This window comes from Sphingobium sp. B2 (assembly GCF_007693735.1).
Lineage (GTDB): Bacteria > Pseudomonadota > Alphaproteobacteria > Sphingomonadales > Sphingomonadaceae > Sphingobium > Sphingobium xenophagum.
The window spans coordinates 252,491-279,084 of the sequence record NZ_VDBZ01000003.1; the positions used below are offsets into that span (position 1 = coordinate 252,491).

The following is a 26,594-nucleotide window of genomic DNA, read 5'->3' on the forward strand; positions in this document are numbered from 1 at the left end:
ATTGTCAAAATCGACGCAATTGGCGGTGACGATGGGCTGTTTCGTCACCGTCTGCGTTCGTCATCAGTAGTTAGACATCGCCATAAGGCGGGCAAATCATGTCAGCGAAAATGCCCCCGCGAGTATAAATCGAAATGCAGAGGATCTTATGAAAGCAACCATGATGGTCACACCGTTGACCACCCAAATGATAGTGGATCATGGCGCACGCAATCACGCGAAACGAGAAATTTCTACCTTTGATGGCGCGAACTTTCGTCGGGCGAGATACGAAGAAGTAGCGCTTCGCGCGCGCAAGCTTGCGACCGCCTTGGCAACTGTGGGCGTGAAGCACAATGATCGGGTGGCAACTTATTGCTGGAATCATCAGGAGCATTTCGAGGCATACCTAGCGGTGCCCGCAATGGGCGCCGTTTTGCACACATTGAACGTCAGGCTATCTGCCGATCAGATGCGCTTCATCATGAACGAAGCGAGGGATCGGGTCCTAATTCTGGACGCTTGCCTTGCGCAACAGGTGGTCGATATCCTGCCACAGGTTGCCTGCCTTGAACATGTGATCCTCGTCGGCGGCACAGCAGACCTTGGCTCCTATTCCGGCAAAGTCACCGCTTACGAAGCCCTTATAACGAACGTCGAACCGGTCTCCTCATGGCCGGCACTGAATGAAAATTCGGCCGCCGTCGTTTGCTATACCTCGGGAACGACGGGAAATCCCAAAGGCGTGGTCTACAGTCACCGGTCAATCTTTCTGCACAGCTTGGCTTCGATGGCCACCGATACGTTTGGTATCTGCGAGAGCGATTGCATACTCCTAATTCCGCCGATGTTCCATTCCAATGCGTGGGGTTTGCCTTACAGCGGCTGGTTAGCTGGGAGCAATTTCCTGTTGCCGGCGCAACACCTGCAACCCGACAAGATCCGAGCGATGATTGTGGAAGGGTGCCCAACCGTAACTGCGACCGTACCTACGATCCTGAACGACCTGCTACGATCGCATGAGACCGCGCCGCTTGACATGTCTTCATTCCGCCTCATGCTGTCTGGCGGCTCTGCGGTCTCGCCCCGCCTCATCAAGGCTACAGCTGAGCACTGGAACATTCCGCTGATACAAGGGTGGGGTATGACCGAGACAAGCCCCATGTGCACTCTTTCCCACCCGCCCGCGGGCAGCACATCGGACGATGCTGCCGAATGGCGCGCGAAAAGCGGGCGTCCTGTGCCGGGCATGGAGGTGCGCATTGTTGATGAGCAGGGCACATCTTTGCCCCACGACGGCAAGACGATCGGAAACCTTGAGTTGCGCGGCCCTTGGGTGACTGCGCGCTACCATGGCTCGGACGACAATTGCCTCTCGCAGGACGGTTGGCTCAAGACAGGCGATGCGGGACTAATTGATGAGCACGGCTACGTCCAAATCACCGATCGGGTGAAAGATCTCATAAAGTCCGGAGGAGAGTGGATTTCCTCCGTCGACCTCGAAAATGTTCTGTCCTCGCATCCGGATATCTCCGAAGTTGCGGTCATCTCGGTTCCCGACGCGAGATGGGAGGAGCGGCCACTGGTGATATACGTTCCTCGCCCCGGGGCAACGGCGTCCGCAGAGACCTTGCGCGCATGGTTGCGCCCGCAGGTGGCGAAGTTATGGGTTCCTGAATACTGGTCCATGGCGTCCTACCTACCGCGGACTAGCGTCGGCAAGATCGACAAGCGCCGCCTCCGCGTCGACTTGGATGGCGAGAGGATCAAATACAACCGAATTGCCGATCCGGATAAAACCGCGGGTGACGCCCGATTGGTATGATAGGCTTTGTCCAGGCAATGCGAGAGGCCGGCGGCTAGGGAATGAGAAGCACTCGGCCGAAAGCTTGGCGGTCTTCGATATAGGCATGGGCGGCGGCGGCGTCGCGTAAGGCGAAAGAGCGATCGATCACGACCTCAAGCTCATGGCGCGCAACCTGTTCGATGAGCGATTGGACAAGTCCGTGAAACCGGGGCGTTGCAAGATCGCTTGGCGTGTAAATGCCAGTCATCGATCCGTTGACCAAGAGGAGGGGCATGATGTCAACGCGCATCGGCTCGCGCGAAGCCGCCCCGAGGGTGCTAATCCGCCCCCGCTGGGCCAGGCAATGCAACGACTCCTGCAAGAATCTTCCCCCGACCGCTTCAACAACGAGATCGATGCCGCGTCCGTCGGTCAACTCCATGACAGCCGACGCCATGCCGCCAGACCGGGAATTGACCCCGGCGTCCATGCCATAGGCAATCAGGCGCACCAGGCGATCATCGGTCGACGCGGTGCCGATCACACGGGCACCTGCGCGCTTCGCGAGCTGGATCGCCGCAAGGCCGACACCCCCAGCCGCCCCGGTCACCAGAACCGTTTCGCCAGCGCGCAACGATCCATACTCAAAAAGGCTCTCGTGCGCGGTCGCGAAGGCCGTCGGGATGGCCGAAGCCGTGGCGAAATCAAGCTGGTCCGGGATTATCCATGCGCAATGCGCCGGCACGGCCCGATATTCCGCATGGGACCCGTTCAATCCCACCGTTGTCACTCGCTGGCCCGCGCGAAGATGTTGCACGGCAGTTCCGACTTCAACAATCTCACCAGCGGCTGCATAGCCAACAACATGAGCAGGGCTCTCCATCGGTCGAGCAAAGGCAATGTCGTTACGGTTGAAGATGTCGCCGCCCTCGATGCTGATCGCTGCGATCCGGACGAGTACCTCACCGGGCCCGCAAATTGGTCTTGCAATTTCCTCATACCGCAAAACCGCGGGCGGACCTGGGCGATAGAACACCGCTGCTTTCATGATGCTGCTCTCCCTCTGAATTTCTTCATGAGAATACTCGCTTCCGGATCAAGCGGGCGCCTTCCGTGCTTTTGCTTCGAGCGTGGGCCGCGTCGGCTGCCGTCATCCACAGCACGGTTCCACCCCCAGTTGTTTCCTATCAATCCGGAACACCTCGCGAGGCGTTGATCATGTTGTCGCCATAGAGATTGGACCACTCCTCGGCAGACAAATCGCGCGGATTTTCAAGAACGCGTGCGGGTATTCCAGAGATATCGTCAGCCCGCATGACCGCCTCGCGGACCGAGATGGCCGTGATCCAGCGCTCGATCTGGGGATATGGGGAGAGGTCGTAGCCGAACTTTAGAAGACCGCTTGCGATCGGAAACGACGCAATGTCTGCAATCGAATAAATACCAGCGAGAAATTCAGCCTCGCCTAGCCGGTATTCGAGGACGTTCAGAAGCCTGCCCAATTCACGGGTATAGCGATCAAGCGCGTAAGGCTGCCCTTCAGGGGAATAACGCGCGAAATGAGCAAACTGGCCAAGCATCGGACCTAGACCTGCCATTTGCCACATCAGCCATTGCAACGTCGTTGTTCGGACGCGCGCGTCTGACGACAAGAGTTGGCCGGTCTTTTCCGCAAGATAGATGAGAATGGCACCGCTCTCAAACACCGTTACAGGTCCCGCGCCATCGGCAGGTTGAAGATCCTGAATGACGGGCAGTTTATTGTTGGGATTGAGGCGACGAAAATGGGGATTGAGGTGATCGCCGTTACGCAAGTCATAATCTATACGTTGAAAAGGTAGCCCAACTTCCTCCAGCATGATCCGGACCTTGAGGGCGTTGGGCGTGTGGACGTAGTGAAACTCGATCATGGACGACTTTCCGTTTTAGGAGATCAGCGGGGATAAGGCCCTTTGCCGGAAGCGCTTGCTCGTAGCTTGCCCGCAACTGGTAGCCGATCGGAAAGACCGATTACCAGCGCAAGGCCATCAAAGCTTGAGGGCGTCCTTCGCCGAGGACGCTCGCGTTCAACGATATTTGAAACCCAGGGTCACACCATAAGTCGCGGGCATGCCGGCAAAGCGTACGACCGTGTCCAGTGGGCGGTTGCCACCTACCCAGTAATACTTGTCGAACACGTTGCGACCCCAGACGGAGAAACGCCAGGCCTGGTCTTTCGTTTCGATACCCGCACGCAAGTCCACCAGCGTATAGGGATCGACGCGCAAGATGGACGCCGCGCCCAGCTGACTGTTGGTTGCCGACTGATAGTTGGCCGATCCGCCGACAAATCCGTCAAGTCTGTCGGAAATATCCCATTTGTAATTGATGTCGGCAACCAGGTGCCATTTTGGCGTATTGGGGAAGGGGTTCCCGCGCAGATTCTGACTCTGCCCGTTGCCCCCGAACGTAATGAAGTCGCCCTTGATACGCGTGTTGAGGTAGGAGCCGCCAGCGGAAACAGTCAGATGGCGATCAGGAGCCCAAGCTGCTTGAAATTCAGCACCGAGAATTTCTGACCTAGGAATATTGATCTGCCGTAGAAGAAGACCAAAAATCGGGTCTTGCACCTTGCCAAGAATTTGCTTGTTATTATATTTGTAATAAAAAAAAGCTCCGTCCACTTGCAGAGTTCTATTGAAGAGCGACTTTTTGAAGCCAGCTTCGTAAGCCAAGACCCCTTCTTGCTTGACAGGCGACAGCTGGCTTGTGACGGTGGCGGCCAGCTGCGGGTAGCCCCCAGCCTTGTACCCTTGACTTACGTTCGCGTAAATGAGTGTCCTGGGCGCGGGCGCCCACTCCGCACCGGCGCGCCAGGACAGATTATTTTCTTTCAACTGGGACTGCACAAAGGCAGGCTGGAACATGACATTATTAAGCGTAATGCAGCCACCATTCGGGATCGCAGGCGTGATGCCGAAGATGGCGCTGAACACGCTTGCAAGAGTCCCGTCCCCAGGATCTTTTGTGCACCCAGAGAAATTATCACGGAAATTAGTGTATCTTAACCCACCATAAATTTTGACCGTGTCGAAAATAGACTGGTCTACGTTACCAAACACAGCGTATGTTTTAGCTTTCTGTCTGCCGTAATTGGTAAATCCGGTATATGGTGGAAGACCAAGAGGGGTAAAAGCATACGCATTGGTACTTTGCCCTAATGATCCGAAGTTGGATTCAGTCACAGAATCAGTTGAATAAGCAAGTCCCGTAACGAAATGACTCCGGTCGTTCAATTCACCCGAAAAACGCAATTCGTGCGACCATGAGGAAATTTTTCCGACAGTCAAAGCATGAATATTTTCAAGTACGGTGCCATCTTGATCCTGGAACTCTCGTTCCTTGAAACGACTATATGTGCCAAGATAAGTTAAAGTCAGCCCATCTGTCAGTGAATAATCTGTTCGCAATGTACCCTGTCCGAAGCTATTGTGTCGATTATAGTCTCTCCCCGACGTGAAGTCGGCGGCTGTGTTTGACCGGGGCGAACGAGGGTAGTCGGCAAGGCCTGGAATGAAGGCCACGACACCGGGATTGTTGAGGTCAATACCGATCAACTGCGTTGCCTGCACCTCGGAATGGTCAATGAACCCCGAGAGGGTGAACGACACCGACAGGCGAGCGTCTGGCTTCCAATCAAGGATCAGGCGTCCCTTGCCGATATCTACTGAGCCATTGCGCTCGCCTGTTGTGTAGCTGCGCTGCCAAGGATCCCGACTGTCATGATCCCAAGCGAGGCGAGCCGACAATGTTTCAGTGATAGGACCGCTGACGAAGCCGCCTAGCGTGACGGCATTGAAGTTGCCGTAAGAAACTTCGCCGCCAGCCTGAAGTTCGTTGGTTGGCTTGGCAGCAATGAAGTTGATCGCGCCACCAGTCGAGTTTTGCCCGAACAAGGTTCCTTGTGGCCCCTTGAGGATCTCTACGCGCTCCAGATCGAGCGCGGTCCCCTTGGTCTCGACGGCAAACGGGATCGGTGCCTCGTCCACATACACGCTAACCGTGGGCCTTCCACCCAATCCAATGTCAGCGAACCCGACACCGCGAATGGTGTATATCGGAGAATCGACCTGTGAAGTGGAATAACTGAAAGAAGGCGCGATTTTTATGAGGTCACGCGGCTGTGCTACGCCCGCAGCTTCCAGTTGCGCGCCCGTGGCTGCGGTAATCGACATCGGAACGCGATTTATCGATTCTGATCGCTTCTGGGCAGTAACGACAATTTCCCCGACCGCCGGCCCGTCACCCTGATCCGTAGTATCGGCCACGCCGGCCTGCTGCTCTGCATATGCGGCCGTGGCCAAGAACCCTTGCATAACCCCCACAGCAACGCCGCAGCAAATCAATGTCTTGTAACGCATCATTTCCTCCCGGTTTGATCGGCACCACGCGGCCATCTCGCGCTCATTGTAATTAGCCATTGCCCCCCTGGCCTATAATACTTCCTTGCGTTCTAAGCAAGTAAATAGAGTTATACGGTTGATTTAGAGCGGTTTCCACTCATTCCAATTCGTATCCGAATGAGCTGAAGTAATTGGCACACTCAGCGGGCTTGATCCCATAGGCCGGAGACGGTTAGCTCGCCGGCCGTTCGCAACATGACCTTGAGGCGGGCGGAGGCTTTCTCGACCAGGTTGAAGTCGGGGCTGTAGGATGAGGGGCAGCGCAGGGTCGCCCTTGCGGCCTTGATGAGCACTTGCACGGATGAACGAGGATGAACATCAGGAAGCCACAGGTGTCCTTTAACATATGGCGCTTCCTGCCTTTCACCCTTTTGCCTGCATGAAAGCCTGCAATTCCGCCACTTTCGGTGGTCTCAAAGGCTGACTGTCAATCACCCCGACGTGGGCGACGCCTCACGCCCTTCAATCTCTCACGCAGATTCACTTCCAGCACCGTGTTGATCGCTTCGAACAGATCAGCATCCCGCCAGGCGTAGAAGTAGCGTCGCACCGTCAACACCGGCAGGAAGCAATTTGGCAGCAGACGCCACGCACAACCGCTCGTCGCAATGGAGAGCCTCGCATCGAGAACCTCGCGCATATCAGCTGTGCGCCGCCGACCACCTGTATGCATCCGGTGAGGACCGCAGCTACTGACGGTTCGCTGCAGGATTTGGCATCTTACTTGCCGAAGAAGGCCTCGACGCCTTCTTGAGCGAGCACATCGCGGAATGCAGCATCGGCATCGCGGTCGGTGGGGAATAGATTGTCCCAGACCGTCGAGGTGCCGTGCTCGTTGACGACCTCGAGGGACCAACCGCGCTCGGTGGCGAGCCGCACGATGTTGATGGTCAGCCGTACGCCCGCCTGTTCGATGGACCGGCAGAGAGAGGATTCGATCAGTTCGGGTTGCGGGCCAAATTCCATGCCGTGATGCTATGAGATCACGGCTCCAGCTTCAACGCTGCTGGTTTCCAATTCCATGGGAGTAGATCGCCAAGCCGATTAGCCGGATGACCGGCGATGCGGGCGAGGACGTCAGCGAGCCAAGCCTGGGGATCGACGTTGTTGAGGCGACAGCTCTGAATGAGTGAAAACATGATGGCGGCGCGCTGACCGCCGCGATCGGAGCCGCAAAATAGCCATGCTTTCCGCCCGAGTGGCACACAGCGCAGCGCCCGTTCCGCTGCGTTGTTCGTGAGGCATACCCTGCCATCGATGAGGAAGCGGGTGAAGGCGTCCCAGCGCCGGAGCATATAGTTGATGGCCTTGGCGAGATCATGGTTACGCGACAGCTTGGCGAGTTGGGCGTTCAACCAGTCGTGCAGTTCGGCGATCAGCGGCGCGCTCAACTCCTGACGGGTGGCAAGCCGCTCCGCTGGTGTCTTGCCGTTGATACCGCGCTCAACGTCGAACAGGGCGTCCAGCTTCTGCACCGCCTCCAGCGCAATCGGATAGATGGGGCCAGTCCGCTCGCCGCGGCTCTTCTTGCGCGCAGCGCCCTCGACGTCAGCAAGTTCGAAGAACTTCCTGCGCGCGTGAGCAAAGCATCCTGCCTCCAGGATGAGACCAGGCTGGCGGTCGGGAGCGTACAGCTCGAAATAGCCCGCATAGGCATCTGCCTGCAGAATCCCGGACCAGGACGCGAGATGCGCCTGGGGATGTTCGCCGCGCCGGTCGCGCGAATAATAGAAAACGACCGCCGGCGGATCGGCGCCGCCGAATGGGCGGTCATCCCGGACATAATCCCATAATCGACCGGTATCGCTCTTGCCCTTGGCCATGACCGGCACGGTGGTGTCGTCGCCATGCACACGTTCGGCGGCAAAGACATAGGCCTCGATCAATCGGAAGATGGGCATCAGGGCGAAGGAAGCTGCACCGACCTGATCGGCAAGCGTGGAGACGCTCAGCGGCACGCCTTCGCGGGTGAACCGCTCCGCCTGGCGGTTGAGAGGCTGGTGCTGGCCATACTTCTCGAACAGCAGCATGGCGAGGAAGCTTGGGCCTGCCCAGCCACGCGGCACGACATGGAATGGCGCGGGCGGCTGCGTGATCTTCTCGCAGTCACGGCAGGAGAACTTCTCGCGTACGGTCTGGATGACCTTCCAGGTACGCGGGATCACCTCCAGCGTCTCGGTTACATCCTCGCCCAGCTTCGACAGGCGCATGCCGCCACAGGCCGGACAGGAACAGGGCGCCGGAACGACGACGCGGTCGCGGGGCAAATGGTCGGGGAACGGCTTTCTGACCGGCCTCTTGCGCTCAAAGGCGGTGACGTTCGTCGCCTTTGTCGCGGCGGTCTCGGCGGCCAGATCGTCTTCGGCGGCGTCGGCCTCCAAATCTTCGAGCTCAAACTCCATCTGCGCAAGAAGCCGGCGGGTGCGTTCGGCGCTGGGGCCGTATTGCTCGCGCCTGAGCTTGGCGATCTGCAACTTGTAGTGCGAGATCAATGCCTCGGTGGCGCTCTCCCGGGCACGGGCATTGGCCAGTTCGGCCTCGGCGCTGGTGGCGCGCTGTTCGGCCGCATCGGCGCGTTGCGTGCTGAGCCGGACCAGCGCCTTGAGCACTTCAATGTCGTCAGGCAGGGGCGAAACGGCGGCGTCCACAACCAGGATGGAATCACAGAAAACCGCCCGGTTAAAGCGGAAAATGCGCCTCGACGAAGAAAATCTGCGCCTATCCCGCGCTCTGCGGGCGCCAGCTATATTGCGGGTTCCGCCAGTCCACGCCGTCGAGCAAACAGGCCAGCTGTGAGCTCGTCAGCGACACTACGCCATCCTTCGCGGAGGGCCAAATAAACTTCCCTCGTTCCAACCGCTTCGAATAAAGCGACATCCCGAGACCGTCGTGCCAGATTATCTTCACCAGCGACCCGTTACGCCCGCGAAAGACCCAAAGATCGCCGGCAAATGGGTCTCGCGAAAAACTCTGCTGTACCATCGCCGCGAGGCTCTGCATGCCGCGACGCATATCGGTATGGCCCATTGCGATCCACACCCGTGCGCCTGCTGGGATCATCGCAAGGCCTTCAGCGCCCCCGACACCAATGCAGGTGATGCCGCAGCTGATACGTTCACGCGTCCCTTGGCGCCGAGATCGATGATGATCACCGGCATCCCGGCCTGTTGCCAGCCTTGCTGGGTGCCATCGTCTACCACCGCCTCGGCGAACTCGGTCAGGGCGGGCGGTTGTCGCAGCTTGCTGCGCCATGTGTAGATCCGCGCCGTGGAAATGTCGTGCCGTCGCGCCACGGCCGAAACGCTGGATCCCGACGCAAAGGCTTCCGCCAAAATCTGCAGCCGTTCCTCGTCGCTCCAACGCCGCCGCCGTTCCGGCCCGGTCATTACCGTTATGTGCCCCATGAACCGCTCCTAAGCCTACTCTCGAGAGCATTCTTAAGAGCAGTCCACTACCTCACGACAAGGCGGGCGCAGCCGGATGGATACGACCACCTCGCTTCGCCGGCGGAATGAACGGCGCTGCCAAAAGCCATTCGCGATCCGTCATATCGCTTGGATATCGCAATCCATCCCGGCTTTGCTCCCGCGGGGCAATACCAGTCCATGCCACCACCCACTCCATCTCTTCGCAAAGAGGCGCGAACCACAACATATTGGTATTGCTCAACAATTTCGGATCAGGCTCTAACGTCTCCACTGGTTGAGCAGAGCTGAGCCACCTTTTCCGCTTGTTCGTGGCTGCCCTGGCGTCCGCGAAAAGCGGGGGGCCGGCGCTGCCTGAACCTTTCCATCCAAAACAGTGTAGGTCTCTCGCGCGACGATGTGAGGGTGTAGCGGCGCTTCCTCCAGCGGTACAACTGGCGAAAAGCAGGCATCTGTACCTTCAAGTATAGTGCACCATTCTGCGGAAGAGCGAGTAGCAAAACCGCTGCCAAGGCGGCCGCCTGAGCAGCCCAGCCTCTTACATCCACCCGCCGCTCTAACAGAATTTGCGACCTGTCTCTTATACACATCTAGATGTGTATAAGAGACAGCGCCTGAGCAGCCCAGCCTTTTACATCCACCCGCCGCTCTAACAGAATTTGCGACTCACCAATTCTCTCGAGTAGCTCAGAATAGAATTGCGGTTCGAGCGGACCGATTGAAATCTCGCGTCCATCAGCACAACGGTAGCAGCGGTAAAAGGGCGCTGCTCCGCCTAACAGGTTAAGCGAGCGGTCCATGCTAATTTGCCCGGAAGGCAATAGTCCAGCAAACATCGTCATCAGATGACTGACCCCGTCGACAATCGCGGCGTCGACTATCTGACCGCGTCCTGATCGCTCGCGCTCGAAGAGCGCGGCCATGATACCGAACGCGAGGAACATCGACCCGCCGCCGAAATCGCCTACTAGATTGAGCGGCGGTATCGCGGGCTCGCCCGGCCGCCCGATTGCCGCTAGCGCACCGGTCAGCCCGATGTAATTGATATCGTGGCCGGCAGCTTTGGCAAGCGGGCCATCCTGACCCCATCCTGTCATCCGACCGTACACGAGGCGCGGATTGCGTAACAGGCAGGGCTCCGGGCCTAACCCCAGCCGTTCCATAACACCCGGGCGGAAGCCTTCGATCAGGACGTCGGCCCGTTCGATAGCACAGAGCGCTGTCTCGCAGCCCTCTTTCGTACGGATGTCGAGGGTAAGGGTCTCGCGGCCGCGATCGACCACGGGATTAGGCCAGCCGTTGCCGCCTTCGCGGTCAATCCTCAACACCTCCGCGCCATTGTCGGCGAGCAACATCGCGCAGTGCGGGCCTGGACCGATACCGGCAAACTCCACTACGCGCAGCCCAGCGAGAGGGCCCGCCATCTCAGCAAAACCGCTGCGCAGCAGGGAACAGTGTATCTTCGCCTGACGACATCGTGGAGAGTCGCTGCGCGGCGATTGCCTTACGCTCGGGCAAAAGAATCTTGAGTGATTGGGCCCTGGTCGTCATGCCGGAGATCAGCCACTTGTTCGGCCGATCAATATCTGACTTGAATGCCGTCTTCTGCGGCACCCCAGCATAGTTAGGCGCGCCATACAGCGTGCTCCCGCAAGTCATAGGGTCAGGCTTTCTCTAAAAAATCGGTTGAGCGCTCGGTGAGGAAGGCGGCAATGGGAGCGCGACAGCTTTGCCCTTGTGATCCAGCCATGGACGCGGCGCGCCTCTTAAAAGACCGGCGGCCCCGTTCATCCATTGCCGGCCTAGCGTTCCGCTCGTATGGGTGACGATTGTCAGCATAAACTGCCCGACCGAACAAGTGATTTCGGCGCCACGCGCGTTCATTTGGGTGCCATGCGGATGGCGCCGTCCAGTCGGATGGTCTCTCCATTAAGCATCGGATTGACAACGATGCTCTCAACTAACTGGGCAAATTCGTCGGGCTGCCCCAATCTGCTGGGGAACGGCACCTGTCGGCCAAGCGACTCCTGTGCTTCTTGCGGGAGCGAGCCCAATAGAGGCGTCCAGAAGATGCCCGGAGCGATTGTCATCACGCGGATACCGTAGCGGGCGAACTCGCGCGCCACCGGCAGCGTCATGCCGACAATGCCACCTTTAGACGCGGCGTAGGCCGCTTGACCGATCTGACCGTCATAGGCAGCGACCGAGGCGGTGTTGATGACGACCCCTCGCTCCTCACCAACTAGCACTGCGTCATGAATGCGAGCAGCAAATTTGGAGAGGACGTTGAAGCTACCAACAAGATTAATCGTGACGATCTTCGTAAACTCGGACAACCGGACGGCTTGGCCGTCACGGCCTATAACCTTTGCGGGCGGGCCGATACCGGCGCAGTTTACCAAGATCCGTGCCTTACCATGTAGTTGCTCAGCCTCCTCTATCGCCGCCTCTACTGCCGTTTCAGCCGTAACGTCGACCGCAACAAAATGGCCGGCGATCGCTTGGGCGAGGGCCTGACCCCGATCCGCATCTAAGTCAAAGATGGTAACCTTCGCTCCGGCCTGCGCCAGGCGCCTGGCCGTGCCAGCACCTAGGCCAGACGCGCCTCCTGTCACGATCGCTGCAACATCCGCTATCCTCATTCATTCGATCCTTTATAATAATTCAAAAAGCCATCGCCGTCGCCTCGCCGATGCAAGGCCAGCAACGCCCCGACGGCCGCCGGAATGCTGCAAGAAGCGTAGTAATGATCCGCGCACAAGACGCGCCGGCGTAGGCTGACACGCGCGATCGTGGCGGAACTGGCCACGGTGATTGTGCCGTTGCCAGCGAAGGCCGGCTTAAAACTACTGATCTTCTCGTAGTTGGCTTTCCCTGGTTGTTCATCCCACATTGAAGACGACGGGACCGTACCGGGTTTTCACTTCGACGCCGACGATCTCGGCGGCAAACATCCCAGTGGAGATCGCTTCGCGTGCTCGTTCCGAATGAGCGTCCTGCATGGCCCGGGTGAACTGGTAGTCTTCGGCCCTGTCTTGGGCGAAGGCGTCCATCGGCGTGCCGGGCGTATATGCGTCTTCCAGTCCATCCATCATCATCGTATCGACGATGGCCGCCTTCTGCTTCGAACGCAGCGGATCGCGGCCGAACCTGCTCTTGCGCAAACGCGCGCACGCCATCTCGGATAGCACGCTGAGTTTTGCTGAGAATCACGCGCTCACTCCAAAGTAAAAGAATTGCGGCACTGTGCCATAAACCCTAAGAGCTTTTTAACTTGCTAGTTAAGATAGCACGTTTCAGCTAGACGCGCTAGTTGTTGCAGCCTCCTAGATAGTTCTGTATTCGCAAGCGGCTTTCTATCTTACAGTTAAGGTGGGGCGAAAAACTCAATCAATCTTACGCAGCTTATTCAACGCCCTAACCATTGAGGATCACGTTTTTCCGCAAATGCTTTCGGTCCCTCTACAAAATCCGCAGATTCGAGCATTGCGCGCATTTCCAGGTAAGACCATTGGTCCCGCATGGCGGTTTCTACAGGCACTGCCAGTCCGCGCAGTACCGCTTCCTTGGTGGCCCGGATTGATAACGGACTACACTTCAGGATTTCATTAGCCCAATCGCGCGCGACATTCAGCGCATTCCCCGCCGTGACTTCATTGACGAAGCCCAGCGCCAGGCCCTCACGAGCAGCGACTTTCCGCCCCGTCAGCATCATGCCCATGGCCTGTTTCAAGCCGATCGCGCGCGGCAGGCGTTGTAAACCACCCGCTAGAGCGGCGATGCCCACTCGGGGTTCCGGAAGTGCGAATGCGGCGTTTTCAGCCGCCACAATGATGTCGCACGCGAGCGCTATCTCGAAACCGCCGCCCATTGCGATACCATTCACCGCCGCGATGACAGGCTTGGTAAGCGCGGCACGACTAGTTAAGCCGCCGAATCCATTTTCTGGAACGTCAAGCCCACCGCCGGTCGCCTGCTGCTTCAAATCGTGACCAGCGCAAAAGGCGCGGTTCCCCGCGCCGGTGATGATTGCGACCCGCTGGTCGTCATCGACCTCATACGCGTCGAGTGCTGCGTCCATTTCGCGATGGGCTTCCGCATTCAAAGCGTTATATGCATCCGGCCGGTCTATGGTGACGACGGTAACGGCGCCTTCCCTCTGAACCTTGATATAGTTATAACTCATCAGTCTCATCTTTCGGCAATACGGGTAGCTACGAATTCGTCGCCCGTGTCAAATGGGGGACATGGGCTGCGATGGACATCCTAGAGCGCCTCGATGATCGTCACGTTGGCGATACCACCCCCCTCACACATCGTCTGCAGACCGAAGCGCTTACCCCGTGCCTTCAGCGCGTGGACGAGTGTAGCGAGTAGCTTTGTGCCGCTTGCGCCAAGGGGATGACCCAGTGCGATTGCGCCACCGTTGACGTTAAGCCGTTCAGGGTCTGCGCCAATGGCTTGCAGCCAGGCGAGTGGAACTGGCGCAAATGCTTCGTTCACCTCGTACAGGTCAATATCTTCAATCCGCAGTCCGGCGCGGTCTAGCGCCCGAACGGTCGCGGGGATCGGCTCCTCGAGCATGATGACAGGATCGCCCGCAGTTACGGTCATGTTGACAATCCGAGCAATCGGGGTCAGCCCAAATCGCTTCAGCCCGATCTCCGATACGATGAGCGCGGCCGAGGCGCCGTCGCAGATCTGGCTAGCATTCGCAGCGGATATGACTCCGTTGGGGTTGAGCGCAGTGACTGATGCAATGCTTTCAAGCGTCGCATCGTAGCGGATCCCTTCATCAGTCACGATCGGCACGCCTGCTACGTTCAGTGGGATGATTTCCTTCTCGAATTGCCCAGTATTTGTTGCGGCTGCGGCTCGGCGATGACTTTCCAGCGCAAATCGATCCAGAGTGTCCCGGCTGAAGCCATATTTACGGGCGAGCATCTCCGCCCCGGTAAATTGGCTGAATTCCTGTACGCCGAAACGGGACGCAATCCGCGGACTTACCGGGCCAACGCCAAGTCCTTCCTTCACGTGCAGGGTCAGATTTGATAGCATCGGGACCCGGGTCATGCTCTCCGCACCAGCAGCAATCACCACATCCTGCGTCCCTGACATGACCGCCTGGGCCGCGAACTGAATTGCCTGTTGTGAGCTTCCGCATTGCCTGTCGACGGTTACCGCAGGTACGGTTTGAGGCAGCTTCGACGCCAGTACAGCGTTACGAGCAAACGCAAAGGACTGCTCGCCTGCCTGCGTGACGCATCCAAGGACGACATCCTCTATCACTGCCGGATCGATCCCCGTGCGCTCAACCAGCCCATCCAGGACTTCACCTGCCATGTCCGCGGGATGCCAACCGGCGAATTGGCCCTTCCGTTTTCCCCCGGGCGTGCGAACTGCATCTACGATAAAGGCCTCAGCCATGGAAATTTCCTTTGTACGCGTGGCATTGCCTCTTTTCGAGGCGCCTCAGAGCGATCGTCCAATGATTTCACGCATTATCTCTGACGTTCCGCCATAGATGCGCTGCACTCGGGCATCACGCCACAGCCGAGCAATGGCGTATTCGTTCATATAGCCAGCGCCCCCATGCAACTGCAAAGCGAGGTCGACTATTTGCCATAGTGTTTCGGTATGCCACAACTTGGCCGCAGACGCCTCAGCTGCTGAAAGATCACCTGCGACATGACGAGCAATGCACCAATCAATATGCGCCCAACCGAGTTGCAGCTTTGCCTTGGCATCGGCGAGTGAAAAACGGGTGTTCTGGAAATCGAAGACGGATCGGCCGAATGCTTTGCGATCCTTTGTGAACGCGACTGCCTCGTCAAATGCCCGCTGGGCGGAGGCCTGCGCAGAGATCGCTAGAGACAATCGCTCCTGTGGAAGTGCGTTCATTAGATATGTGAATCCCCTATTTTCTTCACCAAGGAGGTTGGAAGCGGGAATGCGAACGTTCTCAAAAAATAGCTCTGATGTATCCGAGCAGTGCTGGCCAATCTTATCTAGGTTTCTGCCGCGGCTAAAGCCTTCTCGATCGGATTCGACAAGGAGCAGTGAAATGCCTTTACCCGCCTTTTCTGGACTAGTTTTCGCTACGACTATGACAAGATCAGCCATCTGGCCATTTGAGATGTACGTCTTGGCACCGTTGACGACATAGCCGTCGCCATCGCGCCGGGCTGTTGCCATAATTCCCTGTAGATCTGACCCCGCACCAGGCTCAGTCATCGCAATCGCCGCAATCAGCTCACCCGATACCATTTTCGGTAAATAGGCTAGTTTCTGTTCTTCAGTGCCATGATCAATGATATATCCGGCGACAATGTCCGATTGCAGGACTGTGCCGGTCATTAAGCCGTGATAGCCAATCTCTTCATTGACGATAGCATTGTATCTGTAATCTAGGTCAAGGCCGCCATAGGCCTCCGGAACTGTAGGGCACAGCAACCCTGCCTGGCCCGACGCAAGCCAAAACGACTTGTCGATCCAGCCCTTTTCTTCCCAGCGTTGATGGTTCGGAGCGAATTCAAGCTCCAGAAATTTCTTTACTGAGTCGCGGAACATCTCGTGCTCAGCTGAGTAACCAACTCGCCTATCCATCATCCAATCTCCGAGAAAATCCGACCGCATCGCGGCCATGTCGTGGCTGAGGAGAATGACCTTGCGCGCAACAAACGTCTAATTCATAATGATAGCGAACGATCAGTTTTATGAATGGCTTATGCTCGACTCTAGACTTGAACATGCTGTTGCGGTCGCGCGCGCTGGATCCTTCACAGCAGCTGCAAACCTTGTTGGCGTGACTCAGTCCGCGATCACACGCAGCGTAGCCGACCTTGAACGCCGCATAGGCTACGCGATTTTTTATCGCACTGCTCGGGGAGCGCTATTAACTGAAAATGGTCGAGCGTTCGTCGATCGCGCCGATCGACTGTTAGAAGACGCTCGCGCCTTGCTGAACGGCAGTCCACAACCGCGTGATCCATATGCGGGCCCACTGCGTATCGGCGTTTGTCCGGCGTCGCTGGAATGGTGTCTAGTCGAGCCACTGGCGCGCTTGCTCATCCGATATCCAAAAATACGCTACGATGTTAGTAGTTCTAACTTTGAGACCATACTCCAGCAACTTCGCACCGGTAAGGTTGATGTGGCGATCGGTTTCGACACGGCGTTCAGTGATTGTGCAGATCTTCACAGAACGCCAATTGGCACGTTCAAATACGCAATGTTTGTGCGAAAGGGTCATCCCTTAGTTAACGTGAAACAGTTAAAACCAGTAGAAATTTCGCAGTTTGACTTTGTGTCACCCTCCGACTCGCGCCCCTCTGGCGAGGTGATACGTTCTATTTATGAAATAAGCAGCGGCGGTTGGGAAAGCCGGCTTCACCGAGTTGACTATTTCCCATTGGTTCGATCGATCGTGGCGTCGTCGGATGCTATCGGTATTGTAGCAACTTCCTATGCTTCGTCCACGCCCTTCATGAGGGCGTTTGAGATCCTTGATCTAGCCGATCCCTTATTACCACCGTCGCCGTTATGCTGCGCAACCCGTGCGCGTTGGGAGGCAAAACCAGCGGCGCGCGCCCTGATTGGAACACTATCCACTTTTGTCCCATCCTACGGTGAAGAGCGCACAGCCAGACTTAACGAGACGTGTCGGCCCACGAACTGAATACACATAAGATGGACACCTCGAAGAACCATCGGATTATGTCCTGATGGACGCAGGAGAAGGCGCCAGCGGGCGGGTAGTGCCGATTCCGATGCACCGATCCGCTGATTTTCTGGACGGAGCCGATCGCTGGGTCCGGTTTTCGTGTTATGCAGGCGCAGCGCGGCCTTCAAGCCATGTGAGGCGCTGGAAATTATAGACCAGGTTGGCCATGCCGATCTTGATCCTGGCGCGAGCGATGCCGATGGTACGGACGACGAGGCCCATGCGATGCTTTTGCCCGGCAAAGACATGCTCGACCGCAGCGCGGACCTTCGAGCGCCTTGCATTGGCTCTCGCTATCTGTTCGGGCAGCGCCCGCCTGGGCAACCGCTTCTGGTGGATATTGCTGGTGAACATGCCCCTGGCGAGGAATGCTTCGTTCTTCTTCGATCGATAGGCGGTATCGCCCCAAACGTCCGAGGCGGTGTTCTCCTTGCTGATCAGATCGGGCAGTCGCGCGCCATCATGGGCATTGGCGGCGCTCACATCCCAGGTGCGGATCAGTCCATGGGTCCGGTCAATTCCGATATGGTTTTTGTAGCCGAACATCGGAATGGCCAGATCGACCGGCTTGGCCGCCCTGGGATCGGCGCCTTCCTGGACCTTGGCCCCTTCGACAGGCTCAGGACAGGCTTGCTATATTTGATCGTCCAGCGTGCATCGCGGTCTTTCTGCCCGACCTTGGCAGGCGTCCATTCCTTGGGGATGCGGCCTTCCTTGATCGCCGTCTTTTCCTCCTGGGTGTTGCGCTGCTTGGGGGCGGGCACGACGGTGGCATCAATGATCTGACCGCCCATGGCCAGATATCCCCGGTCCTTGAGCGCGGCATCGAAGCGCGCGAACAAGTGGTCGATCGACTTCGCCTTCACAAGCCGTTCGCGAAACAGCCAGACCGTGGTGGCATCCGGCACGGTGCCTTCCAGCCCCACGCCCAGGAAACGCTGGAACGATAGCCGGTCCTTGATCTGGAATTCGGTCGCCTCGTCGGAAAGCGAATACAACGCCTGTAGAACCAGGATTTTGAACATCAGCACCGGATCGAACGGCGGTCGTCCGCCCTTGTTACGAGGACCACGTCGCAGCGCGGCCACAAGCGATCCCCGGAATTGCTCGAAGTCCACCACCGCCGACAACCGCTCCAGCGGATCGCCTGCCGCGCTCAGCGCCTCATATCGGTCCGAAAGATCAAAGAAACCCGGCTGTCCTGCCATTCCTGCCTCCGCAACAGCGTCGGAGAAGTGAATCAAATCTACCCCTCAAAGGCCAGCGTTTTTCCAGGCGTCCACCTGCCTGCCGCGCCATCACCGCCTCCGATCGTCGCGAAAGCAAGTGAATCACGACGCCGAGTTAACCGCCAGAGGTTTTTCGAGGCGTCCAGATGCAACCGGCTACGCCTTCGATCAAAGTGCGTTGACTATTGTATCGTTGAACCCACGATCTGCGCGGTATCGGCATACTGCTGGAACCGTACCAGATTTCCGTCGGCGACAGTCCATACGTGCAGAACCTGTACGTCGATGATCTTATTTGTTTGGATGTTTCGGCCTCTATATCTGCAACTCACAATAACTCGATCATTGCTTGCCGGGTATACCTCTTCCACTTCGACCCTTTGAGCCCAAGTCTTTGCAACCCGGTCAAAGACTCCTTCCAGGACTTGTCGTGGGCCGACATACGGGTTGCGATCGGCAAAGGGATGCCCCTCCGCCTCCAGCCACACAATATCAGAGGACATCAGAGCCATAGCTGCTTCGCCATCTCCTCTGGCGTATGCGTTGTAGAATTCTTTGACTAACAGGGTATTTGTATGACTCATGTGGAAATCCTTAATAGGTTTTTATCGATGTTGTACGTCACGCCTAGATAATATTCGATTTGCTTTTCCCATCCTAAACCTACCACGTCCTATTCTATTTGAACTCTTAGATCCGGGCCTGATTGCTGGGAATGCCGACAGAGGCTGGGATGATACTTCTCCTCTCTTGAGTCGGTGAGCCTTGTAGCCGTTCGAAGTGGGCACCTTCGAACGGCGCGCAACTCCAGATCCACATATAACTTGCTAGTTTAGCAGGCAAGTGTTAAACGGCGTCCAAGCGGGTCGCTTCTGCATCTTGAGCGACGCCCCCTTCGCCTGACCCAAATGGAAAGCAATCGAGGAATGTTATGGTTAAAATGATAAGGACGAGTGGATTCGGCGGCGCCGAGGTTCTTGAAAGCCGAGAAAGCGACCGGAACGCGGTGGGTTCTGGTGAAGTCCGAATCGTAGTCGAAGCAGCAGGCGTCGGCCTTGTAGATGTAATGCAGCGCTCCGGCGCCTATCCCGGCGTTGAGGCTAATTTTGTCCCCGGCCTCGAAGTGGCAGGCCGGATCACCGAAGTTGGCGACGGCGTTGCACCTGACATGGTCGGGAAGATCGTTTACGCCATGCTCGCCAGTGGGGGTTATTCTCAAGAAGTCGTTACGCCGGCCGTGGCTGTGGTGCCTCTGCCTGATGGTGTTTCTGCGGTGGACGCTGTCGCGCTGGGCATCAATGCCGCGGTGGCCTATCGCTGTGTCGAGGTCGCGCGCGTTAGCAGCGGACAGAATGTGCTCGTCCGCGGAGCTGGCGGCGGGATTGGCGTTCACGTCGTCCAGGCTGCCAAGGACAGAGGAGCTGCGGTAACCGTCCTCACATCGTCCGCTGAACGCGGGAAACTTCTGCAGGGCCTCGGTGCTTGCCAGGTGATTGATCGAACGGCAGGCGTCATCGGCGAGGACAAGGCCTTCGACGTCATCATCGATCCTGTCGGGGGTGCAGAGGTGCCGACGATGGTCGGCGCTTTGGCGCCAAACGGCTATTATGTCTTGTGCGGCGGCGCAGCCGGCTTTCCTGCTCCCGACTTTGGCCTTCCGCTTCTGATGAATTTCCAGAAGTCACTCACGATTTCTGCGGTGAGCCTCAGCAGTCTTAGCCTCGAAACACTGCTTTCGGTTTTTTCGAGTGTGTTCGAAGCCTTCACGCAGAAGCGCATAGCCTCGGTTGTAGCTGACGTCCTGCCGCTCGAAGCGGCGCCGGAGGCGCATCGGCGCATCGAAGCTGGGGAAGTCTTCGGAAAGATCATTCTAAAGCCGTGAGGCAGCTATGACCGTGCGCCATCTTATCGAACTTGATCATAGGCCCGAAGCTTCCGTGTGTGGACCGAAATGTGTCCACAATCGGTGGCATCCTCATATTGCGCCAATTCTGCGCGTGGCTCCAGGCGATGAACTTGAAATCGTCACCCGGGATGCTTCGGACGGTCAAATCCATCGTGGCATGACGGTTTCCGATCTAGATGCCGTCGAGTTTGGTCGGGTCCACGCCCTCACCGGCCCCTTCCATGTGGAAGGGGCCGAACCGGGAGATCTGCTGGCGGTCCATGTCATTTCGATCTGCCCGGCCGAATACGGGTTTACCGCAACGTTGCCCGGACGCGGCTTGATGCCCGACCTGTTCCCAGGCCCGATCTTGGCTCATTGGGAGATTGCTGGGGGCTGCGCGACCTCGCAGCAGGTGCCGGGAGTGCGAATCCCGGGGGCGCCCTTCATGGGTATATTGGGCGTCGCGCCAAGCATCGAAAGATTGCGTTCAGTCAATGCGAGGGAGAGGGCCGCCGCCGAAGCCGGCGCCCTGATCATGCCTCCATCTGCAAATGGAGCAAAGCCCGACGACGCTTTTATATTTACCGAAGGGTGGCGTACCACGGCGGCGCACGAAGTCGGGGGCAACATGGATATTCGCCAGCTGGTCGCAGGATCGACTGCGTACTTCCCGGTCGACGTACCGGGCGCGCTGTTTTCGGCAGGTGACGGCCATTTCGCCCAGGGCGATGGCGAGACGTGCGGAACCGCGATCGAGATGGGCGCAAGGCTGGTTGTGCGGCTTGACCTGCTGAAAGGCGCCGCGCGCGACCGAAAGCAGACCAACCCGACATTCGAGGTTTCCGCGGCCGCGCTAACCGTACCCTCTGAAACTCGTTATTTTGCGACGACGGCGCTGTCGGTCGGGGCAACGGGCGATGTCTCTCCTCTCGATGCCAGCCTGGCGGCACGCAATGCTGTTGCGATGATGGTAGATGCGCTGGAATATGATCACGGCCTTACGCGCGAACAGGCATACATAGTGGCAAGCGTTGCAGGAGAACTCAGGATCAGTTCGATCGTCAACGTTCCTCATGCACAGGTTTCTATGCTGGTGCCGACGAACATCTTCCAAAATTAATTGGCGGGCAGGCCAGACGGCGTTGTCCGAGTCACAGCTTTCAAGGAGTAGAAAATGCGGATTGGTCGGATCGAATACAATGCTCGTTGCTACCTCGCCACGAGCGATGGCGAGCACATCAGGGCGTGGATAGCCGACGACGCCATGACCAGCCTGGATCCCTTAATTGGAGAAGACTCAACCGCACTGGCAGAGGTCGGGCGCCGTTGTAACGAGGGCATGCTGCTGAATGCTGAGCAGGTTCATTTTCTTCCACCCCTGGCAAACGCTCGCAAGATTATTTGCGTCGGTCTCAATTATCGCGATCATGCGAGTGAGATCTCTCTGGAGACGCCGGTGTTCCCGACGTTGTTCGCCCGCTTCTCGTCCAGCCTGATTGGACACGGGGCGCCGCTCGTCAAGCCGACTAGCTCAGATCAGTTTGACTTTGAGGGTGAGATGGCGGTGATCATTGGTAAGGGCGGACGCCACATAACACGCAAGGAGGCCGTCGGTCACGTTGCTGCATACAGCATCTTCAACGATGCTTCGGTGCGTGACATACAGATGCTGACCCCTCAGTGGACTGCCGGCAAGAATTTCGATGGAACAGGCGCCTTCGGGCCCTGGTTGGTTACGGCCGAGGAGTTGCCGCACGGCGCTGCGGGCCTGCAACTCACAACCCGGTTGAACGACGAGGTCGTACAGAGCGCGAGCACATCGGACATGGTGTTTGATGTCGCCGAACTTGTTCACCTGCTGTCCGGCTTCATGACCCTCCAACCGGGTGATGTCATCGTCAGTGGGACCCCCGCCGGCGTGGGTATGGGCAGAACGCCCCCGTTGTGGATGAAGGCGGGCGATCGTTGTACCGTGGAAATCGAAGGTATCGGCATTCTCTCAAATCCAATCGAGGTAGAGACGCCTATTGCTTCTACGTGAGTTCTCGCGAGTTAGCGCCGAAATAGAGTGTTCGGTGACCTAATTCAGGGACCATCGCACAGCAGAAACGCTACGCCGATCAAGTGCCGCGCACGCAATAAGGTGTTACTATCTTACTCATAATACAAGCAACTAATATAGAGGGTCCATGGGTAGATTATCTAATAGGGTTGTCTTCGTGATGGGTGGCGGCGCGGACGGTCCTCCGGCTCCCGACGAAACCCTCCCGATCGGCAACGGCAGAGCCATTGCAATTGAAGCCGCACTCGAGGGCGCGCAAGTCGCCGTAGCCGACCGCAACCTCGAACTTGCGAAAGAAACGGCCGATGAAATCCGGAATCGGGGCGGTGAAGCGATAGCTTTTGCCTGCGAGGTTGCGGATGAGGCGTCCTGCAAGCGGGCAATCTCGGCCAGCGTCGAAGCGTTCGGCAAGCTGAATGGCCTGGTCAACAATGTTGGAACTGGGGATGGGCAGGACCTGGAGCGGACACTAACCGAGGACTTTGACAAGGCATACGCCATTAATCTGCGCGGCCCGTTCTTCAGTATCCGGCATGCGATTCCTCATCTGCGTCGCGCGGGTGCAGGTTCGATCGTCAATATTTCATCGGTCTCGCAGATTCGTAGCCCAGGGACTGGCGTTTCCTATGAAGCGAGCAAGGCGGCGCTTGGCGCGCTTACGCGCAACGCAGCGGCGACATTGGGCCCTGAAATCCGTGTCAATTCGATCCTGCCCGGAACCATATACTCCACAATCCTTCGGCGCTGGCTGGGCGTCGATGCTCCGGACCTTTCGGCCGCCATTCCCCTCGGGCGCCTTGGCTCGCCATGGGAGGTCGCGAAATCCGCCGTCTTCCTGCTGTCCGACGACGCCTCGTACATCACTGGCGTGGACCTGATGGTAGATGGTGGGGCATCACTCGGGGTCCCCGGATTTCCGTTCAGTTCGGGCGGCGCAATGGCGCTTGAGGAAACGCCATTGCGCTGATTGCAATCCAATTCATAGAGCAGGCAAGGCCGGTGATGCGCCTCCAAAGCAGCGTCGGAGTGCCGGAATGGAAGAAACGCGTCATATGCGGCCGGTAGCAACACGCATTCTTGCCATCCTCATCGGAGGCATCAGCCTGATCCTACTTTATGGCGGCGGTGCGCTTTTAGAGCTAGGGGGAACTTCGTATTATCTCGTTAGCGGGATCGCGCTAGCGGGTACAGCGTTGCTGTTGTGGCGCCGGGATGGGCACGCAGCGACAGTCTACGGCCTGTTTCTGATCTTGAGCGTGGCGTGGGCTTTGTACGAATCCGGTTTAGATGGCTGGTCATTGGCAGCGCGTCTTGTCGCACCTGGGGCGCTAGGACTTTTTCTGCTCGTCCCTCGTGTGCTGGCCGAGTTGAACGCCGAAGCGCGTAAACTCGGCACGTGGACGGTCGGAGCGGGACTGGGAGCGATCATTTTGGCGTTTGGTTCGGCGGCATTTAGCCGCGACAACGCGATTTTACCCTTGCCGACTGTCCAGACTGCGTTTGGCGATGCTGCCGCCAGTACGGATTGGCAAAATTACGGCGGGACGCCTTCCGGGACGCGCTTTTCGCCTGCGGACCAGATTACGGCCGGTAATGTTCATGAACTCAAGGTCGCTTGGACCTACCGGACCGGCACCCTAAGCAACGGAACCCTCGCACCTTTCGAGGCGACGCCGTTGATGATCAACAACAAGCTCTACCTGTGCGGCCACAACGGCACCGTAATGGCGTTGGATTCGGCAAGCGGCCACGAACTTTGGCGGTACGACCCCCATGTCGAGATGACGGCATCGACCAAGCTTAATCCGCTCGTGGCGTGCCGAGGTGTAGCCTACGCGGAGGTTGACCCAAGTGAGAAGGGCGCCAAGGTTAAAGGTGCGCGGTGCGCTCGGCGCATCATTTCGCCAACAGCCGACGCGCGCCTGATAGCAGTGGATGCCGACAATGGGCGTGCTTGTGGCGATTTCGGGCGTGGTGGCGCAATCGACCTGCGCGACGGGCTGGGCGAAGTGAAGCCTGGCTATTATCATGTTTCGTCTGCGCCTGTAGTCATTGGCGGAAACATTGTGGTGGGTGGCCTGGTGCTCGATAACCAGAGCACCGATGAACCCTCAGGCGTCATCCGCGCCTTCGATGTGAGAACCGGCCGCCTCGCTTGGGCTTGGGATATTGGGCGTCCGGAGCGGACGGGGATGCCACCAGCGGGCCAATCTTACACTCGTTCGACGCCGAACAGTTGGGCGCCGATCAGCGTCGATCCTCGGCTGAGCCTGATCTATGTTCCGATGGGCAATTCCACACCTGATCATTGGGGTGCTTTCCGGTCAGCTCCTTCGGAGGCCTACGCGAGTTCGCTCGTTGCCCTCGATGCCGCGACGGGCCGCGCACGCTGGCACTTTCAGATCACCCATCATGATGTGTGGGACTATGATGTGGCCTCCCAGCCGGTCCTTGTCGACATACCCGGTTCGAACGGGGTGACACCGGCCGTGGTGCAGGCGACTAAAACAGGCCAGATCTTCGTGCTTGATCGTCGCAACGGCCGTCCGTTGAAAAGGGTTGTCGAGAAATCGGTACCGCAAGGGCCCGCCGAAGGGGACTGGCTGTCCCCGACCCAGCCATTTTCTATCGACATGCCTCATTTTGGCGGGGATCGCCTTCGTGAAAGTGACATGTGGGGAATGACGCCTCTGGACCAGTTGTGGTGCCGAATCCAGTTTCGAAAGTTGCGCTACGGGGGGATGTATACGCCGCCCAGCGTCACGGGCTCGCTAGTTTCTCCCGGGGTCGGCGGAGGAATGAACTGGGGTAGCGTAACAGTTGACCCTCAAAGATCCGTCGTCCTGACCAACGCCAACCTCGTCCCGCACATCGTCAGACTAATCCCGCGATCATGGGCGCGCGGCGCGACCAAGGGCATCACTGGCGGTGGCGCTGGAGAATTCAATGATGTCAACGTTGCGAAAGGCACACCATTTCAGGTCGTCCGGACGGGATTTACCTCTCCGCTAAAGATGCCATGCATTAAGCCGCCTTTCGGTGTGATCAGTGCGATCAACCTGAAGACTGGCAAGACATTGTGGTCTCGGCCGCTTGGCTCTGGCCGGGATGCGGGTCCGCTTGGCATCCCGTCCAATGTCCCGTTGCCGATCGGCACGCCGAACCAGGGCGGGTCGATTGTTACGCGAAGTGGGCTTGTGTTTATCGGCGCGACGCAGGAGCGGACGTTCCGCGCCCTCGACCTGAAAACCGGACAGGAATTATGGCAGGCGCGCTTGCCGGCCGCCGCGAATGCGACGCCGATGACGTACATTGCATCGAATGGTCGGCAGTATGTTGTCGTCGCGGCGGGCGGCTACCCACCTTTTGATCCGGGCCATCTTGGCGACTATCTTGTAGCCTTCGCACTGCCACGATGACCGCAATGGCAGGCGTAACAGGACTGCGCAGACTGGAGTGAAAGCTACGAAATTTCGGGCAAGGCCTCTCGTCGCTTTGAAGGGCCTGAACTGGGTATGTTTGCCGAATCGAGTCGCTGAAAGAGCGCGGCGACCCCTCGACTTAAAAGAAGAAAATCATGATACTTGCTTCTTAGGATAGCAAGCTATAGGGATTGACCATCAATGTTTCTGGTCTGCGAACTGACCCGAAATCCGTGCGCGACAATTGCGCACCTCTCGCCACACGCCCTCAAGTGTGAGGACGGCCCTATCGGAGTTGGAAATGGCATATCTCATTGCAGTCCATGGTTTGGGCGAAGACCCGGATACCTACCGCAAATATTATTTTGATACGCATTTGCCGTTAGCAAAGGCCTTGCCAGGTCTTCGTCGCTACGAAATCAGTGATGGGCCCGTCCTCGATGCGGATGGCAGCCAAATTGCCGAGTTCGTCGCGGTCATGGAGTTCGATAGCGTGGCGGCGATCCGGTTTGCGCTAACAGAGCCTGAAGGCCACGCGGCCATTAACGACCTCCCGAATTTCGCAGCTCCTCATCAGATCAAGTTGATGATGTTCGACACGAAAGTCGTATGATCGTAGCTCGAACAATAAAATGGCA

General features: G+C 57.9%; 24 protein-coding genes and 4 pseudogenes. 8 read left to right on the top strand and 20 right to left on the bottom strand.

All coding sequences use genetic code 11. From position 1 onward, the window contains the following. The first annotated feature begins 148 nt into the window (after positions 1 to 148). A complete protein-coding gene (locus FE851_RS19555) occupies positions 149 to 1,804 on the top strand; it encodes a long-chain fatty acid--CoA ligase (RefSeq protein WP_145206220.1) in 1,656 nt (551 codons plus the stop codon). A 34-nt stretch (positions 1,805 to 1,838) separates the two neighbouring features. On the opposite strand, the gene FE851_RS19560 is transcribed toward FE851_RS19555, so the two are convergent. The 18 genes and pseudogenes from FE851_RS19560 to FE851_RS19630 all read right to left on the bottom strand — a co-directional run bounded on the left by FE851_RS19560 (position 1,839) and on the right by FE851_RS19630 (position 16,241). Next, positions 1,839 to 2,813, bottom strand: coding sequence for a zinc-binding alcohol dehydrogenase family protein (locus FE851_RS19560; protein ID WP_145206224.1), 975 nt, complete (start codon positions 2,811 to 2,813; stop codon positions 1,839 to 1,841). 139 nt (positions 2,814 to 2,952) lie between these two features. Further along, positions 2,953 to 3,675: a glutathione S-transferase family protein gene (locus FE851_RS19565; protein WP_145206227.1), complete on the bottom strand. Its 723-nt coding sequence runs from the start codon at positions 3,673 to 3,675 to the stop codon at positions 2,953 to 2,955. Between the two features lie 156 nt (positions 3,676 to 3,831). Then, positions 3,832 to 6,225: a TonB-dependent receptor gene (locus tag FE851_RS19570; protein WP_145206230.1), complete on the bottom strand. Its 2,394-nt coding sequence runs from the start codon at positions 6,223 to 6,225 to the stop codon at positions 3,832 to 3,834. A gap of 79 nt (positions 6,226 to 6,304) precedes the next feature. Further along, positions 6,305 to 6,521 (bottom strand): annotated as a pseudogene (locus FE851_RS26920) (IS630 family transposase); the annotation flags it as partial. After that, positions 6,488 to 6,871 (bottom strand): annotated as a pseudogene (locus tag FE851_RS19575) (transposase); the annotation flags it as partial. The pseudogenes FE851_RS19575 and FE851_RS26920, both read right to left, overlap by 34 nt. A gap of 56 nt (positions 6,872 to 6,927) precedes the next feature. Continuing rightward, positions 6,928 to 7,173, bottom strand: a complete 246-nt coding sequence (locus tag FE851_RS19580) for a hypothetical protein (RefSeq protein WP_145206233.1) — start codon at positions 7,171 to 7,173, stop codon at positions 6,928 to 6,930. Between the two features lie 17 nt (positions 7,174 to 7,190). Further along, complete coding sequence (gene tnpC / locus FE851_RS19585) at positions 7,191 to 8,855, bottom strand: IS66 family transposase (RefSeq protein ID WP_186378931.1); 1,665 nt, start codon at positions 8,853 to 8,855, stop codon at positions 7,191 to 7,193. Positions 8,856 to 8,925: 70 nt separating this feature from the next. Then, positions 8,926 to 9,267 carry an IS66 family insertion sequence element accessory protein TnpB gene (tnpB, locus tag FE851_RS19590; RefSeq protein WP_031286377.1) on the bottom strand — a complete coding sequence of 114 codons (342 nt, stop codon included), beginning with the start codon at positions 9,265 to 9,267 and terminating at the stop codon, positions 8,926 to 8,928. Next, a complete protein-coding gene (gene tnpA / locus FE851_RS19595; RefSeq protein WP_145206236.1) occupies positions 9,264 to 9,611 on the bottom strand; it encodes an IS66-like element accessory protein TnpA in 348 nt (115 codons plus the stop codon). Before tnpA ends, tnpB begins: the two co-directional genes overlap by 4 nt. A gap of 82 nt (positions 9,612 to 9,693) precedes the next feature. Further along, positions 9,694 to 9,822, bottom strand: a pseudogene (locus FE851_RS19600) (transposase); the annotation flags it as partial. 71 nt (positions 9,823 to 9,893) lie between these two features. Next, positions 9,894 to 10,220: a CoA transferase gene (locus tag FE851_RS27345; protein WP_409994513.1), complete on the bottom strand. Its 327-nt coding sequence runs from the start codon at positions 10,218 to 10,220 to the stop codon at positions 9,894 to 9,896. A gap of 2 nt (positions 10,221 to 10,222) precedes the next feature. After that, positions 10,223 to 10,987 (bottom strand): CaiB/BaiF CoA-transferase family protein, encoded by a 765-nt coding sequence (locus FE851_RS19605; RefSeq protein ID WP_315850627.1) that lies wholly within the window; start codon positions 10,985 to 10,987, stop codon positions 10,223 to 10,225. A 525-nt stretch (positions 10,988 to 11,512) separates the two neighbouring features. Then, entirely contained in the window at positions 11,513 to 12,274 is a 762-nt protein-coding gene (locus FE851_RS19610; RefSeq protein ID WP_145206242.1) for an SDR family NAD(P)-dependent oxidoreductase, read from the bottom strand. Then, on the bottom strand, positions 12,271 to 12,525 hold the full coding sequence (locus FE851_RS26925) for a hypothetical protein (protein ID WP_261371092.1): 255 nt from the start codon (positions 12,523 to 12,525) through the stop codon (positions 12,271 to 12,273). The genes FE851_RS19610 and FE851_RS26925 overlap by 4 nt, the downstream gene beginning before the upstream one ends. Continuing rightward, positions 12,515 to 12,823 carry a hypothetical protein gene (locus FE851_RS26930; protein WP_261371093.1) on the bottom strand — a complete coding sequence of 103 codons (309 nt, stop codon included), beginning with the start codon at positions 12,821 to 12,823 and terminating at the stop codon, positions 12,515 to 12,517. The genes FE851_RS26925 and FE851_RS26930 overlap by 11 nt, the downstream gene beginning before the upstream one ends. A 218-nt stretch (positions 12,824 to 13,041) precedes the next feature. Next, positions 13,042 to 13,818 carry an enoyl-CoA hydratase-related protein gene (locus FE851_RS19620; RefSeq protein WP_145206245.1) on the bottom strand — a complete coding sequence of 259 codons (777 nt, stop codon included), beginning with the start codon at positions 13,816 to 13,818 and terminating at the stop codon, positions 13,042 to 13,044. Between the two features lie 80 nt (positions 13,819 to 13,898). After that, positions 13,899 to 15,059: an acetyl-CoA C-acetyltransferase gene (locus FE851_RS19625; RefSeq protein WP_145206248.1), complete on the bottom strand. Its 1,161-nt coding sequence runs from the start codon at positions 15,057 to 15,059 to the stop codon at positions 13,899 to 13,901. A gap of 45 nt (positions 15,060 to 15,104) precedes the next feature. Further along, positions 15,105 to 16,241 (bottom strand): acyl-CoA dehydrogenase family protein, encoded by a 1,137-nt coding sequence (locus FE851_RS19630; protein WP_145206622.1) that lies wholly within the window; start codon positions 16,239 to 16,241, stop codon positions 15,105 to 15,107. Between the two features lie 118 nt (positions 16,242 to 16,359). On the opposite strand from FE851_RS19630, the gene FE851_RS19635 reads away from it, so the two are divergent. Beyond that, positions 16,360 to 17,310, top strand: a complete 951-nt coding sequence (locus tag FE851_RS19635; protein WP_145206251.1) for a LysR family transcriptional regulator — start codon at positions 16,360 to 16,362, stop codon at positions 17,308 to 17,310. 147 nt (positions 17,311 to 17,457) lie between these two features. On the opposite strand, the pseudogene FE851_RS19640 reads toward FE851_RS19635, so the two are convergent. Together FE851_RS19640 and FE851_RS19645 are read right to left on the bottom strand one after the other, a co-directional pair. Then, a pseudogene (locus FE851_RS19640) lies at positions 17,458 to 18,563 on the bottom strand (IS5 family transposase). A 203-nt stretch (positions 18,564 to 18,766) separates the two neighbouring features. Beyond that, entirely contained in the window at positions 18,767 to 19,168 is a 402-nt protein-coding gene (locus FE851_RS19645; protein WP_145206254.1) for a nuclear transport factor 2 family protein, read from the bottom strand. A gap of 347 nt (positions 19,169 to 19,515) precedes the next feature. On the opposite strand from FE851_RS19645, the gene FE851_RS19650 reads away from it, so the two are divergent. The 6 genes from FE851_RS19650 (at position 19,516) to FE851_RS19675 (ending at position 26,569) form a co-directional block, all read left to right on the top strand. Further along, a complete protein-coding gene (locus tag FE851_RS19650; RefSeq protein ID WP_145206257.1) occupies positions 19,516 to 20,466 on the top strand; it encodes a zinc-binding alcohol dehydrogenase family protein in 951 nt (316 codons plus the stop codon). Between the two features lie 7 nt (positions 20,467 to 20,473). Then, positions 20,474 to 21,592 carry an acetamidase/formamidase family protein gene (locus FE851_RS19655; protein ID WP_145206261.1) on the top strand — a complete coding sequence of 373 codons (1,119 nt, stop codon included), beginning with the start codon at positions 20,474 to 20,476 and terminating at the stop codon, positions 21,590 to 21,592. A gap of 54 nt (positions 21,593 to 21,646) precedes the next feature. Further along, positions 21,647 to 22,513 carry a fumarylacetoacetate hydrolase family protein gene (locus FE851_RS19660; protein ID WP_145206264.1) on the top strand — a complete coding sequence of 289 codons (867 nt, stop codon included), beginning with the start codon at positions 21,647 to 21,649 and terminating at the stop codon, positions 22,511 to 22,513. A gap of 181 nt (positions 22,514 to 22,694) precedes the next feature. After that, complete coding sequence (locus FE851_RS19665; RefSeq protein ID WP_261371136.1) at positions 22,695 to 23,501, top strand: SDR family NAD(P)-dependent oxidoreductase; 807 nt, start codon at positions 22,695 to 22,697, stop codon at positions 23,499 to 23,501. A gap of 67 nt (positions 23,502 to 23,568) precedes the next feature. Next, positions 23,569 to 25,953, top strand: a complete 2,385-nt coding sequence (locus tag FE851_RS19670) for a membrane-bound PQQ-dependent dehydrogenase, glucose/quinate/shikimate family (protein ID WP_186378933.1) — start codon at positions 23,569 to 23,571, stop codon at positions 25,951 to 25,953. A 304-nt stretch (positions 25,954 to 26,257) separates the two neighbouring features. After that, the gene (locus FE851_RS19675; RefSeq protein ID WP_145206272.1) at positions 26,258 to 26,569 is read left to right on the top strand and encodes an EthD family reductase; all 312 of its coding nucleotides are present in this window, start codon (positions 26,258 to 26,260) and stop codon (positions 26,567 to 26,569) included. Positions 26,570 to 26,594 lie beyond the last annotated feature (25 nt).